Below are 12,443 nucleotides of genomic sequence, written 5' to 3'. Positions count from 1 at the left end.
CCTCGCGCAGCTCGAAAGCATCGGCCCCCCCGAAACGGGCGAGCACCACGGCCTTCATCGGATCAGTCATATCGGTGCTCCTCATCGTGGTTCTGGGTGCGCGACACGCCGGGACGGGCGGTTCTTTCTCAGAGGGTGTTTGCGATAGGTGTCAGTCGTGCCAGTCGTAGGTGCGGCGTTGCTGTCGGCGGGCCGGGCCGCCACGGGTCAGCCGGCGCACCATCTGGTTGATCGCCGCCCACCGGACCATCGCCTCCGACACCGCGGATCACGCTCGTAGTCCCGCGCCAACCGGCGATGCGCGGTCAACCACGCCAGACTTCGCTCGACCACCCACCTGCGCGGATGCACCACGAACCCCCGCTGCCCGGCAGGCTTACGCGCAATGTCCACCGTGGTCGACACTACCCGCCGCGCCCACTCCACAAAACCCCCGGCGAAGCCCTGGTCAGCGAACACATACCGCATCGACGGCACCGCCGCCACCGCCGCGACCAGCGCACCCCGACCACCATCGCGGTCCTGCCACGACGCCGCGAGGACCCACACCGTCACCAGCAGCCCCATCGTGTCGGTCACCACGAACCGCTTCCGGCCGTTATCTCGAGGCTTTCGGGAGTGTCATGTCCACGTCGGTGACCAACAGCATGCCGACCTCGGACAGGCGGGCGCCGGTGTTGGCGTACAACCGGACCAGCGCCTCGTCGCGCAGGCCGACGAACCCCTTGCCCCGACACGCCTGCAGCACCTTCGCCGTGTCCGCCTCCCCCAGCACCGGCACCAGCTTGGTCGGCGTCTTCGGCGGCCGCACCCGGTCCATCGGGTTCCGGTCGATGACCTGCTCGTCGCCCTGCAACCAGCGGAAGAACTGCTGCAGACACTTGTACTTGTTCAGCGCCGTGGACGCCGACCGGGTTTCCACCATCCACGCCTGGAACGCCTCGACGTGCGCCTTCGTAACCACGCACGGGTCGTCGGCGCCGTCGTCGGCGTCGGCTCCGGCTGCGTCACAACGGCCGGCCACGGCCGGACCTCAGGGCAGGATGACCTGCCCGCCTTCACCGATGGGCTCTTCGAGCTGGTGAAGTATCGGTTCAGTATTTCCGCCGAGACGGTGACCGTCGACGTGGCCACGACATCGTCCAGGCGGCCGGCCTGGAGCATGTCGCGGCGGGCCGCGTCCCGCCGCGACCTCAGCCGCGCGCGCGGATCAGCATGACCAGCCCGGCAATGAACGACCCGAGCAGGACCGGCGACAGGACCGCGAGGCCGCCCCACACGAAGAGGCCGAGATAGCCGAGCGCGGACGAACCGTACGCCGGGTCGGCGTCAGCGGCCGCGAACAGTCCCAGGCCGAGGACGACACCGGCCACCGTGAGCGCGATCGGCGTCCACAGGAACACGTGGGCCCACACACGGTACCTCCGACTGTAGACCCGCCGGGCCGGCCGCACGTTCGGCTGTGGGGGATAGCCGACGAGTTCGCTCATGCCGCATTTGTACCAGCCCGCGTGGCCCCGTACCGCAGGGTCGGCCGTGGCGTGTAGAGGTTCGACGTGTGGCGATCCAGGCAGCAAGGAGGAGAAGGTGTTCACGCGGGAGGACATCCGCGACCTTCTCGACAGCCGCCACCCCGGCGAGGAGATCGCCGACATCCTGACGAAGCACATGCACACGGGGGGCGGCGAGTATTCCGTGGTACAGGATACCCTCCACCGGCACACGATTCCCGGGCCGGCCCTTCGCCGAGATCCTGCTCACGCGGCCTCCGCGCTCCGAAGCCACCGTCCGCGCCTCCCGCCGCATCACGGGCGCGCCGCCTGCCCGTCAGTCCTTCCTGCTGTCCCAGGGGTCGCCGATCCAGCCGTCGAAGGAGGGGATCAGGGCCACGAGGGCGGCTCCGAGCCGCCAGTCCAGCTCCGGTGCGTACAGACGGACCGTGTCCCCGGACGACTTGAACTCAAGCGGGACCTGTCCGCCGGAGCGCCACTTGATGCGGCGTGGGCCGCGCGGGAAGTCGCCGCCGCCGCCGAACAGGGCGGCCACGACGATGAGCGGCAGCAGGGGCGAGCAGAGCCACCACACGCACCACCAGAACAGCCGGCCCTTGTATCCCACCGCGTCGGGGCTGCCGGCGCGGCTCACCGTCCAGCGTGTGCGCAGTCCCTGACTGAACGCCTTATCGCGCGTGAACATACCGAGCGGTTCGCCGTGCGGGCCAAGCACCTTGAACTGTGCCCGCCCGCTGCCCGTGGAGACGGTGACCAGGGTGGCGACCCGCGCCTGGCGATGCTCGTCCGCCCACAGGACGAAGGAGCGGGCTCCGCTCTTCCGGGCCGCGAGGTAGGCGGATATGCCGTTGGGCAGCACCTCGCGTTCCACATAAGCGACCGGCCGCGAAGTTCCCTGTCCGTCGGAGAAGCTGATCCGGCAGTCGAACTGCCCGCCAGGGGCGGTCCTCAGTCGCCGCAGTGCTTGCAAGGTCAGAGTGCTGGTCACCTGACGGGCTCCTTCGCGCGTGTTTGTGTCAAACGGTCAGCACGAAGGTACGCGTGCGCGGCCCCCGTTGTTCCCTTGATGAGGGTTTGATCCCCCGTTTGCTGTCTGGTTCGAGTTCAGGTGTATCGCCAGGTTGGGGTGCTTCTCCGGTGAGGCGGGCTCATGCCCAGATCTCCTGCTCGCAGTTGCGCGGGACCGCGTCATGGGCGGGTTGCGTCCATGGAAGTGGTGTACGAGTTTGGTGTCCCGGTCCCGGTCCCGGTCCCGATCACGGACCTCGGACGAATCATCGACCTGAACATACGCCGACGAGACCAGCTCGGGTGTCAGGGCTCACGGAACTTGTCAAGCTTGGTGAGACACGGTTGTTTCAGTTGTTCTGTACCTATTTCTCCCGTTTGCCTGGGTCGTTGATCCACGCTGTGGCGGGGATCCTGGGCGGGACCGGTCTCCTGCGGAACCGGCCGGGATTGGCCTGGTAGGCGGCCTCCAGCGTGACGGCCCGCTGGGCGCGGATCTGGGCCGCGGTACCGAGGTGCACCGAGGCCGGGGTGTGCAGGCCGATCCCCGAATGGCGGTGCTCGTGGTTGTAGTAGGTGAAGAACGCCTCGCAGAACGTGCGCGCGTCGTCGATGCCGCCGAACCGTTCGGAGAAGGCCGGACAATACTTCAGCGTCTTGAACGCCGCTTCGCTGTAGGGGTTGTCGTTGGAGACCTTGGGGCGTGAATGCGAGCGGCTGATCTGCAGGTCGACCAGGAGCGCGGCCACGTCGTTGGACGTCATCGAGGTACCGCGGTCGGCATGCACCACGCGGGGCCGGCCGCCGCCCCGGTCTCGGCTCCGGCGATTACTGGCTTGATGATGACCCCGGCGCAGAGCGTGGCGGACATCACCACGGTCACCTCGCTCACCCCGCAACTCGCGGCCACCGTCTCCGATACCGCGACCGATACCTTGACGGGGACATTCGAGATCGAGCACGACCCGGCCGCCACCGGGCAGGGCACCAGCCAGATCTGGGCGGGCAGCCTCGACAATGTCGCCTCTGGCACCCAGGTCGGCCTCACCGTTCCCACGGCGAAGCTGACCGACGACTGGAAGGTGCGCTGGCGCGCCCGCGCGGCCAATACCACCGCCGCCACGCTCAGCTCGCCCTGGCCGGACCGGCAGGCCCTGACCGTCGACGTGCCGGCCTCCGTCTCCGAACCGGCCGTGGGCGCGCTACAAGTCAATCCGTCCCAGGTCATTGATGGCCAAATTTTGACCACCTCGCTCACCCCGAACCTCCTGGCGCAGGTCACCAGCCCTGCCGGGGGCAGGCTCAGAGCCGAGGTCGAGGTCGACCCTGCCACCATGGGACAGGGCACCGGCCAGATTTGGGGGTACGGCCTGCTCTGTGGCTTCGCCGCCCGGCTGTCTCGTGTGCCCGATTCAGCTTTACGCGCTTAGCACGGCAGCCCTCGGGCACATGCAGGACATAGGCCGCAGGTCCAGGCCGACCACGGAGGCCCCTCCGGGGGTGACATGCCGTAAACCATTGGATTCACACGTGCCTGCATACGAATTTCCAAATGACCTGGTAGAGATTCAGCGCGACTACGAGCAAGCCGACGCCCGCTTCGAGAAACTGATCGCCGCGCTCCCCTCGACGATAGACATCATGACCGGCAAACCGAAGACCACCGACAAGCAGGAGGACGAAGTACAGAAGGCCCGCGAGGTGCGACTGCAGGCGCAGGAGAAGCGCGACCAGCACCCGTGGCTGCAAGACATCGACGACCAGTACGCTGCCAGGATGCAGCTGTGGAAGGCCGCCCGCTCCAGCGAGTGAACTCCCCCGCCTGACGCCCTCGATCCTTGGCCACCGGTCACAGGCCAAGGATCCGGGTAGATCCGACGGAGTCGAGCAAGGAGCCTGCTACCCGCGGACATCCTGAGCGCGCTTGACTCCAGTTGGCTCCCGAAGATCGAAAAAGGGGCTCCGGAGAAACTCCGAAACCCCTGCCGACCAGCTAAAACCTGGTCGGGACGACAGGATTTGAACCTGCGACCCCTTGACCCCCAGTCAAGTGCGCTACCAAGCTGCGCTACGTCCCGGTTGTCCGGCGCCCTCTCGGGCGGGACGTCATAACCTTAGCGCAGATCGAGGGGGCTTCGCACACGGCGACGCCCGCGAGGGCAGGCGATCGCGCGAAGGGCGTGGGCACGTGGGGCGTAAGGCGTTGATCGACCAGGAGGAGCTGCGGCGACTGGCCGGGCAGGGGTTGTCGAACGCGGAGCTGGCCGCGCGGTTCGGGGTGAGCGAGTCCGGGATCTTGCAGGCGAAGCGGGCGGCCGGGCTCTCGAAGCCGATGCTCGATCACTCGCGGGCCATCCCGTGGAAGCTGGATCGGGCGCACAACCAGTCCGGGCCCGCGACGAACCTGCGCAATCTCTCGTCCGTGGCGCAGGGGCGGGCGATTCCCGCCGAGAAGCTGAACACGGCGCTGCGCTGGGCCGGGCGGCTGGTCGCCTCCGGCATGGACATCTCGTACGAGCCCGGCAGGGGGTTCCTGGAGGTTCCCGCCTCTCCCGGGGAGTGGCTGGTCGAAAGGCTGGTGAACGAGGCCCGGAAGGCGATCGACGCCGCCGGAGCCTCCGGCGGCGTCGAGGATCACGCGAAGGAGTGAGCGCGAGCGCGGGGGCCGTGATCGAAGACTCAACCAAAGATCAGCGACTACCCGAAAAATCTCGGTAAAACATTAAATCCAGACCGAGTGGTGGCACGCCGCAGATGTCGGTAACCGGTTTCGAGCCTTGACCCTAGGGCAGCGCACGGGTACAAGCGCCTACACAACCGGAGGCAGACATGTCCACCGTGATCTGGGTGGCCGTCGTCGTGGTCGCGGTGGTGGCGATCGTCGCAGTCGGCTATTTCGTGCTGCAGCAGCAGCGCCGGCACCGGCTTCGCGACCGCTTCGGCCCCGAATACGAACGTACCGTTCAGGAGCGCGAGAACAGGCGCGACGCCGAGCAGGAACTCATCGCTCGCGAGCAGCGCTTCAGCTCCCTCGACATCCGCGCCCTGGACGCCGGGACGCGCGAGATCTACACGAAGAAGTGGATGGAGGTCCAGGAGCGTTTCGTGGACGCTCCCGGCTTCGCGGTGACGGAGGCCGACCACCTGGTCACCTCCGTGATGGCGGAGCGCGGCTACCCGACCGAGGACTTCGAGCAGCGGCTCTCCGACCTGTCGGTCGCGCACGGCCGCACTCTCGACCACTACCGGCAGGCTCACGAGATCAGCACCCGGGCCGCCCACAAGGAGGCCTCCACCGAGGAACTCCGGCAGGCCATGGTTCACTACCGCGCCCTGTTCGAGGAACTGCTCGATGCCCCCGGCAGCTCGGCAGACGGCGGCCGGGGTTCCCGGCGGGCCGAGGCCGTCGACGGGGACTCCGGGCGGACGGGTTCCACGGTTCCCACCGATCGGGACGTCCCGGAGGCGAATTCCCCCGAGCCCGAGACCACCGACGACGCCGGGCGAGCCTCCCGACGCGACACCCAAGGACAGTGAAGCGATATGAACGACCGATTCAACCCCGATAAGGACCAGCTGGTCCACAAGGCGGACGAGAACGACGACCGGGCGGTCCGCAAGTTCGACGAGGACGATCTGAACGCGCCGCGGCACGGTCAGGACGTGACCCCCGAGTTCCAGGAGCCGCGCCACGGTGACGCCGGCCGCACGGACACCGCGCCCGTCGACCCGGACACCGGTACGCGCGACCCGCTGATCGGTGACCGCGACGACGTCCTCGTCGTCGAATCGAGCGACGACCGGCGCGTCACCACCGGTTCGGACGCCCCGCTCGACGACGACCGGCGCGGCGTGCCGGGTGATCTCAACGACGACGGCAGGAACGACAGCCCGTTCGCCCACGCCCAGCCCTCCGCCGCGACCCCGGGCACACCGGTGGCCGGCACCGCCGCGCACGACGCCACGGTGCCCGGCACGGGCTCCCCGGTGACCCCCGGTTTCCCCGAGAACACCGCGGATCGGCCGGACGACGTGCTCGACGAGGATACGGGCTTCACCCCCACGGAGACCGAGCGGACGCCCGCCGCCACCGCGCCCGCCACTGCCGGCGCCCTGTTCGATCAGGACGCCGACGACGTACGACGGCGCTGGCAGGAGGTCCAGGCCGGTTTCGTGGACGACCCGCGTGACGCGGTGGAACGGGCCGACTCCCTGCTCGACGAGGTCACGAGTTCCCTGCGGAACGCGCTGGAGACCCGGGCCACCGAACTCCAGGGGCGCTGGAAGAACACCGAGAAGAACGACACCGAAGACCTCCGGACCGCTCTGCGCGACTACCGGGCGACTCTGGAACAGCTCCTGAACATCTCCGCTGGAACGAGGTAACCATGCTCGCAATCGCCGCCGCCGTCGTGTTCGGCCTTGGATTCCTGCTTGACCTGATCAACACCAGGCTCGGCCCGCTCACCGGGACCGGCTTCCTGCTGCTCGGACTTCTGCTGCTCGCACTGCACCAGGCCGGGATCGGCTCGGCCGGCCCGCGGACCACCACCGGTGGCGGGGGCGGCTGGCGCCGTAGGCGCTAGGCCTTCCGGAGGCGGCCCCGCACCGGGGAGGTCCGTCTCGGGGATGGTCGTCGAAACGGGAAGGGCCCCGTCCATCTTGGGTTCACGCGGACGGGGCCCTTCCCGTTGCTCCGCCCGTCTCCCGTTCGTCCGCCCGCCTCCCGTTCCTCGCTCCCGTTCCTCGGGAGGCCGGGAGCCGGGCAGGCCGGGCGGCGCGGGCGAAGGAGCGGGCGAAGGAGCGGGCGAAGGGACATGCGAAGGACGCGCGAAGCCCCGGCGGTGCCGTCCGGCGTTTCCGGCGGAGACCCGCGCAGGGCATGAGAAAGCCGGCGTCGAGGGCGATGTACGCGCCTCGCGCCGGCGAAGGGGAGGAAGAAGGAAAAGATCGGGGGGCGGCGTACGTGGCCACGTAGCGCCGCCCACGATCCCCGCACGGGTCCGGGCGTCCCGGAGAGGCGGGTTCAGACCTCGAACGACATTCAGACCTTGAACGACATGGTGATGAACGTTCCCGAGGCCCCGGTCTCGAACTTGATGTCGGAGCTGACCATCCGGGCCACCCACAGGCCCATGCCGCTGGTCGCGTGCGGCCCGGGGGGTGTCTCCCCCGGGTTGGGTCCGGGGTCCCACTGACCCTCGTCGTGGATCTCCACGACGAGGGTCCGGCCGACCGTCCACATCCGCAGCACGGCCTTGGCGGTGGTGTGACCGTGGGTGACCGCGTTGGTGGCCACCTCGTTCAGCGCCACCAGGAAGTCGGCGAGGCCCTCTTGGGACATACCGCTCCGCACGGCCTGGGCAGAGGCGAAGTCGCGCACGTCGGGAAGGTCAGGGAGGCAGAAGGCGAGCTCGGCGACAGCGGCTCCGGCCGGGATCATCGGGGAACGGCCGCCACTCGCCGTGAAGCGAGCGGGACGAACACCGTCCTCGTTCACCCGAGATCCGCCTCCCCTGTCCCAGTCCGCCGTTGTCCTCAGCATCCGGGATCCATTCAAACGCACCTTACGCCACGTCCGTTGTCGCCGACTTGGGTGCCCTGTAACGAGCGGTGTATTCAGCATTCGGCGACAAGTTCCTCGCGGAGCTGGTCAAGCACCTTCCGCAGGATACGGGAGACGTGCATCTGGGAGATCCCGAATTCCGCCGCTATCTCGGCCTGGGTCATGTTGCCGAAGAAGCGCAGCAGAAGGATGTTCTTCTCCCGCTCCGGCAGCTTGTCGATCAGCGGCTTGACCGCCTCGCGGTCCACGAGCGTGCCCAGCGCGTCGTCCTCGTCGGGGATGACATCGCCCAGCGCGGCGGCGTCGTCGTCGGCGCCGAGCGGGGCGTCCAGCGACAGGGCGCTGTAGGCGGCGGAGGCGTCGAGGGTGAGCAGGACGTCCTCTTCGGAGATGTTCATCTTCTTGGCCAGCTCGGCGACCGTGGGGGCTCGGCCGAGGTCCTGGCTGAGGTCGGAGACCAGGCGGTTCAGCTCGGCCCTGCGCTCCTGGTAGACGCGGGGGACGCGGATGGCCCAGGTGCGGTCGCGGAAGTGGCGCTTGACCTCACCGGTCATGGTGACCACGGCGTAGCCGCGGAAGGGGTGCCCGAGGGTCGGGTCGAAGCCGTTGATGGCCTTCATCAGCCCCACGTACGCGGCCTGCAGGAGATCCTCCAGCGGCTCGCCGCGGTAGCGGTAGCGGCGGGCGATCTCCATGGCGAGGTGGCGGTGCATCTCGACGATGCGCTCACGCAGACGCTCGGCGCGGTATTCGGAGATCTCAGGCAGGGACATCTCGGCGAGGAGTTCCTCGGCGGTCATGTCGGTGAGTGCGAGTGCCTGAACAGACATTGCTGCTCCCTGGTATTACTGTCGGGCGAGCCGACCACGGAAGCAACATCCGGGCAGACGGCATCGCCTCGACCTGTTTTTCGAGGCGAGGCCCTCTGCTGGACCTCTGGTTCCATTATTGCCCGGAATCCTGGAGTATTACTCGCCCCCAGGTAACAGTAAGGTTGCTAATCGAATGGCACGAGGAGGCCCTGAGTGACGGTGTCGGAGAACGGCGAGAGATCGGCAGCCCTGACTCTCACGTCGGCGCTCGTCAGTGGGATCAACGTGATCCGGGTGACGGGTCTGCTGGACGCGACGACGAGGGATCAGTTCGCCGACTACCTGGCGGCGGAGACCGGCGAGCACGGTCTCGACATGGCGCTGGATCTGAGCGGGGTGACCTTCATGGACTCACGCGCGCTGGGACTCATCGTCCACCACTGGCAGGTCAGCACCACCGCGGGCGCCAAGTTCGCCCTCATCGGAGTGGAGTACGCCAAGACCAAGGTGATGTGGATCACCGGCCTGGCCCAGCGTCTGCCCCTGTACGACACGATCGACGACGCGATCGCCGCCTTCGGCTAGCGGCCGGTCGTCTCGGCCGGCCGGGGACCACCCCGGCCGGCCGAGACGATTAAGTACCGATCACCGAGGGCGGGGCCGCCGGCAGGGGTCTCAGCCCTCTTTGTCCTCTTTCTTCGCCTCGCGGTTGCGCTGGTGCTCCTCGACCAGCAGCTTGGCCAGGTCGGCGACCTTCACCTGGTGGTGCTGCGAGATACGGCGCAGCTCGTCGAAGGCCGCCTCGGCCGAGCAGCCGCTGGACTTCATGATGATGCCCTTGGCCTGGTCGATGATCGCCCGGCCGGCGAGGGCCTCCTGCATCTGGGCCGCGTCGGTGCGGACCTCGTCGTAGTCCCACATGTTGGCGAGGGCCACCCCCACCTGCTCGGCGAGCATCTCGGCCAGCGGCGGGACGTTCCTGGCCGCGAAGACGCCGGGGCGCACCCCGTACATGCCGAGGACCAGGACGGCGTGCTCGATGACGATGGGCATCGCCAGGACCGAGCGGACGCCGCAGCGGACGGCCATGCCGGTGTACGCCGGCCAGCGGGGCTCGCGCAGGACGTCCTGGACGATCACGTGGCGCCCGGTGGCGCGGGCCTCGGACGAGGGGCCCTCGCCGAGTTCCTCCTCGCTGTCGAGGAGCACGATGAGCTCGCTGTGGGAGGCTGAGACGACCATACGCTCCCGGCGCCAGAGCTCGGCGGAGCCGCCCGCGCAACCGGGCACACCGCCCGCGAGGGTGGCCGTGAGCCCGCGCAGCACGCTCTCGGTCGACGTTTCCTCACTGACCCTGCCAAGGACCGCGAGGTCCCGGGCGAGAACGGGGGTGACCATGTCCATCTCGCGACTCCCCTTGTCTGTGTCGCTAACTTAACCACTATCCGACCACGCATCGATTCGACCTACCGGGTGGCGTACCGTCTACGACGGGACCAGCCCACTCCGGCCCCTGACGAGGACGAGCATTGACCGACGCCATTGGCCTTCAGACCCTGGAGCAGGCGCTGAACGCGCTGACCACCAGGGTCTCCTCCCTGCGCGAGGCGAAGTCCGCCTACCCCGCCGACCCCCGGTCCACACTCGACGCGGCGCTCGCGGAGCTCGACACCGCCCGCGAGCTGCTGGACGCCTCGGTGCGCGAGCTGCGCAAGGCGCCCAAACGCTCGGGCGAGCGGGAGAGCGGGTCGCAGCGGGAGCTCAAGCTGCTGCGGCAGGTGTTCCGCACCTTCCCCATCCCGGTGGTGGTGCTGGACGCCTCGGGGGTGGTGCGGCGGATCAGCGCCGAGACCTCCCGGATGCTCGGCAGTCCCGCGGGATACCTGATCGGCCGCTCGTTCCCGCTGTTCGTCGACGTCTCCCGGCGGGCGGCGTTCCGCTCGCACCTGACGGCGGTCCAGCAGGGCGGCCAGACCGCGACCCTCCAGACGCGGCTGGCCCACCAGGGCCGCGCGCACACGGTGCAGCTGGCCGTCACCCGGCTCACGATGCCGGGCGAGCCGCAGGAGATGGTCGCGGTCATGATCCTGCCGCTGGAGGCGCAGGTGGCGGGGCCGCCCCACGGCCCGGCCGACCGCTCGGACGCCACCCTGGTCATGGCCGCGGCGCGCCGGCAGGAGCTGCTGGCCAGGATGACCCGCCTGCTGCTCGACGAGGAGAGCCTGCGCCAGCCGGTGACCGTCACCAGGGCCTCCCGGCTGCTGGCCGCCGAGTGGGCCGACTGGGTGATCGCCGACGTGGTCCGCGACGGCATGCCCAGGCGGGCCTGCGTGCTCGGCCCGAGCGACAAGCCGGTGACCCAGCTGGTCCGCCTCGCCGAGGGGATGAACCCGCTGACCGCGCCGGCCGTCGCGCACGTGCTGACCGGAGGTTCCGGCGTGGTGCACGAGATGCTGGAGGACGACGGGCTGCTCGGCGACGTCCCCGGTGGCCCGCCGCTGCTGCGGGTGATGGGGGCCGCCTCGGTGCTGATCGTGCCGATCGGCGGTGAGGAGGGCGTGCTGGGCTCGCTGACCCTGGTGCGGCTGCGCGACCGCGAGCCGTTCTCGCTGGCCGATCTCGGGCTGATGGAGGAGATCGGCGTCCATCTGGGGCTCGCGCTGCGCGCGCGGCGCAGCTTCCAGACCCGCTCGCGGGCGGCCGACGCACTGCGTACCAGCGTGGTGCCCCGGAGCCTGCCGGACATCCCGGGATTCGAGGCGGCGGCCATCTACAACGCGGGCTCCAGCCCGGTCGGCGCCGAGTTCTACGACGTCTTCCGCGCCGGCGAGGGGTGGGGGTTCGCCCTCGGGGGCGCCGCGGGCAAGGGTGAGGAGGCCGCGTCGGTCAGCGCCATGGTGCGCAACGGCCTGCGCGTGCTCAGCGTCTGGGAGACCGACCCCGGCGAGGTGATGCGCAAGCTGAACCAGGCCCTGACCGCCCAGCACAACGGCATGTTCGTGATGGCGGTGACCGGGTTCATCAAGGCGCGCAAGATCAGGCTGGCCAGCGCGGGGCACCACCCCGCCGCGCTGCTGCTGCCCGACGGCGGGGTGCGGTTCACCGCCGGGGGCGGCGTTCCGCTGGGCATCGCCCCCGAGGCGGAGATGTTCACCGAGGAGGTCACGCTGACCTCCGGCCAGACCCTGGTCTTCTACTCCGACGGCCTGGTGGCCTCGCAGAACGAGCTGGGCGAGTCCTACGGCGAGACCAGGCTGGCGGACGTGCTGGCGCGTTGCGTGGCGCAGTCTCCCGCCGAGATCGTCAAAACCGTGGAGGAGGACCGGCACGCTTTCTCCGGCGGGAGAGTTTGGGATGAGATCGTGATACTCGCCCTCCGTGTCGTATAGCTTGACTAACTCGGTGTGACCCGTCGGTCCCGCCGAGCGACGAGGGGCCGCGCCCGGCGGCGCCCGTGTCCGACGAAGTGGGGCGGGGTATGGGATCGCTTCAGGATCGGCCCTCTTCGGGTCGGGGCGAACCGGGCGAGGGGGCCCGTCCCTCCTT

The 12,443-nt window shown here is 69.1% G+C and carries 14 protein-coding genes, 1 tRNA gene and 2 pseudogenes; 8 read left to right on the top strand and 9 right to left on the bottom strand.

Annotated elements, in window-relative coordinates:
* Positions 1-282: 282 nt before the first annotated feature.
* From ACTOQ2_RS02955 to ACTOQ2_RS02935, 5 genes and pseudogenes are all read right to left on the bottom strand, one after another.
* Positions 283-600, bottom strand: a pseudogene (locus ACTOQ2_RS02955) (transposase); the annotation flags it as partial.
* Positions 599-1,024, bottom strand: coding sequence for a tyrosine-type recombinase/integrase (locus ACTOQ2_RS02950; RefSeq protein WP_440098066.1), 426 nt, complete (start codon positions 1,022-1,024; stop codon positions 599-601). The pseudogene ACTOQ2_RS02955 and the gene ACTOQ2_RS02950, both read right to left, overlap by 2 nt.
* 169 nt (positions 1,025-1,193) lie before the next feature.
* A complete protein-coding gene (locus tag ACTOQ2_RS02945) occupies positions 1,194-1,490 on the bottom strand; it encodes a hypothetical protein (RefSeq protein ID WP_440098064.1) in 297 nt (98 codons plus the stop codon).
* A gap of 337 nt (positions 1,491-1,827) precedes the next feature.
* A complete protein-coding gene (locus ACTOQ2_RS02940; RefSeq protein ID WP_440098063.1) occupies positions 1,828-2,499 on the bottom strand; it encodes a hypothetical protein in 672 nt (223 codons plus the stop codon).
* A 385-nt stretch (positions 2,500-2,884) separates the two neighbouring features.
* Positions 2,885-3,322, bottom strand: a pseudogene (locus ACTOQ2_RS02935) (transposase); the annotation flags it as partial.
* On the opposite strand from ACTOQ2_RS02935, the gene ACTOQ2_RS02930 reads away from it, so the two are divergent.
* Together ACTOQ2_RS02930 and ACTOQ2_RS02925 are read left to right on the top strand one after the other, a co-directional pair.
* Positions 3,302-3,949 (top strand): hypothetical protein, encoded by a 648-nt coding sequence (locus tag ACTOQ2_RS02930; RefSeq protein WP_440098085.1) that lies wholly within the window; start codon positions 3,302-3,304, stop codon positions 3,947-3,949. The pseudogene ACTOQ2_RS02935 and the gene ACTOQ2_RS02930 overlap by 21 nt on opposite strands.
* 100 nt (positions 3,950-4,049) lie before the next feature.
* Complete coding sequence (locus tag ACTOQ2_RS02925) at positions 4,050-4,331, top strand: hypothetical protein (RefSeq protein WP_440098062.1); 282 nt, start codon at positions 4,050-4,052, stop codon at positions 4,329-4,331.
* Positions 4,332-4,520: 189 nt separating this feature from the next.
* Here ACTOQ2_RS02925 and ACTOQ2_RS02920 read toward each other — a convergent pair.
* Positions 4,521-4,597, bottom strand: a tRNA-Pro gene (locus ACTOQ2_RS02920).
* A gap of 110 nt (positions 4,598-4,707) precedes the next feature.
* Here ACTOQ2_RS02920 and ACTOQ2_RS02915 point away from each other — a divergent pair.
* The 4 genes from ACTOQ2_RS02915 to ACTOQ2_RS02900 all read left to right on the top strand — a co-directional run bounded on the left by ACTOQ2_RS02915 (position 4,708) and on the right by ACTOQ2_RS02900 (position 7,105).
* Positions 4,708-5,169, top strand: coding sequence for a hypothetical protein (locus ACTOQ2_RS02915; RefSeq protein WP_440098061.1), 462 nt, complete (start codon positions 4,708-4,710; stop codon positions 5,167-5,169).
* Between the two features lie 179 nt (positions 5,170-5,348).
* Positions 5,349-6,056 carry a hypothetical protein gene (locus tag ACTOQ2_RS02910; RefSeq protein ID WP_440098060.1) on the top strand — a complete coding sequence of 236 codons (708 nt, stop codon included), beginning with the start codon at positions 5,349-5,351 and terminating at the stop codon, positions 6,054-6,056.
* A 6-nt stretch (positions 6,057-6,062) separates the two neighbouring features.
* Positions 6,063-6,905: a hypothetical protein gene (locus ACTOQ2_RS02905; RefSeq protein WP_440098058.1), complete on the top strand. Its 843-nt coding sequence runs from the start codon at positions 6,063-6,065 to the stop codon at positions 6,903-6,905.
* A gap of 2 nt (positions 6,906-6,907) precedes the next feature.
* Entirely contained in the window at positions 6,908-7,105 is a 198-nt protein-coding gene (locus ACTOQ2_RS02900; RefSeq protein ID WP_350967358.1) for a hypothetical protein, read from the top strand.
* 458 nt (positions 7,106-7,563) lie between these two features.
* On the opposite strand, the gene ACTOQ2_RS02895 is transcribed toward ACTOQ2_RS02900, so the two are convergent.
* Positions 7,564-8,064: an ATP-binding protein gene (locus ACTOQ2_RS02895; protein ID WP_362675950.1), complete on the bottom strand. Its 501-nt coding sequence runs from the start codon at positions 8,062-8,064 to the stop codon at positions 7,564-7,566.
* A gap of 74 nt (positions 8,065-8,138) precedes the next feature.
* The gene (locus tag ACTOQ2_RS02890) at positions 8,139-8,915 is read right to left on the bottom strand and encodes a SigB/SigF/SigG family RNA polymerase sigma factor (RefSeq protein WP_440098057.1); all 777 of its coding nucleotides are present in this window, start codon (positions 8,913-8,915) and stop codon (positions 8,139-8,141) included.
* A 195-nt stretch (positions 8,916-9,110) separates the two neighbouring features.
* On the opposite strand from ACTOQ2_RS02890, the gene ACTOQ2_RS02885 reads away from it, so the two are divergent.
* Positions 9,111-9,482, top strand: a complete 372-nt coding sequence (locus ACTOQ2_RS02885) for an STAS domain-containing protein (protein WP_329093567.1) — start codon at positions 9,111-9,113, stop codon at positions 9,480-9,482.
* A gap of 90 nt (positions 9,483-9,572) precedes the next feature.
* On the opposite strand, the gene ACTOQ2_RS02880 is transcribed toward ACTOQ2_RS02885, so the two are convergent.
* Positions 9,573-10,301, bottom strand: a complete 729-nt coding sequence (locus tag ACTOQ2_RS02880) for an ANTAR domain-containing protein (RefSeq protein WP_440098056.1) — start codon at positions 10,299-10,301, stop codon at positions 9,573-9,575.
* A gap of 125 nt (positions 10,302-10,426) precedes the next feature.
* Here ACTOQ2_RS02880 and ACTOQ2_RS02875 point away from each other — a divergent pair, with 125 nt between their 5' ends.
* A complete protein-coding gene (locus ACTOQ2_RS02875; protein ID WP_440082160.1) occupies positions 10,427-12,286 on the top strand; it encodes a SpoIIE family protein phosphatase in 1,860 nt (619 codons plus the stop codon).
* Positions 12,287-12,443 lie beyond the last annotated feature (157 nt).

The organism is Streptosporangium sp. H16 (assembly GCF_051918855.1).
Classification (GTDB): domain Bacteria; phylum Actinomycetota; class Actinomycetes; order Streptosporangiales; family Streptosporangiaceae; genus Streptosporangium.
Note: the sequence above shows the minus strand (reverse complement) of the source record. Positions and strands in the feature narration are given on the sequence as shown.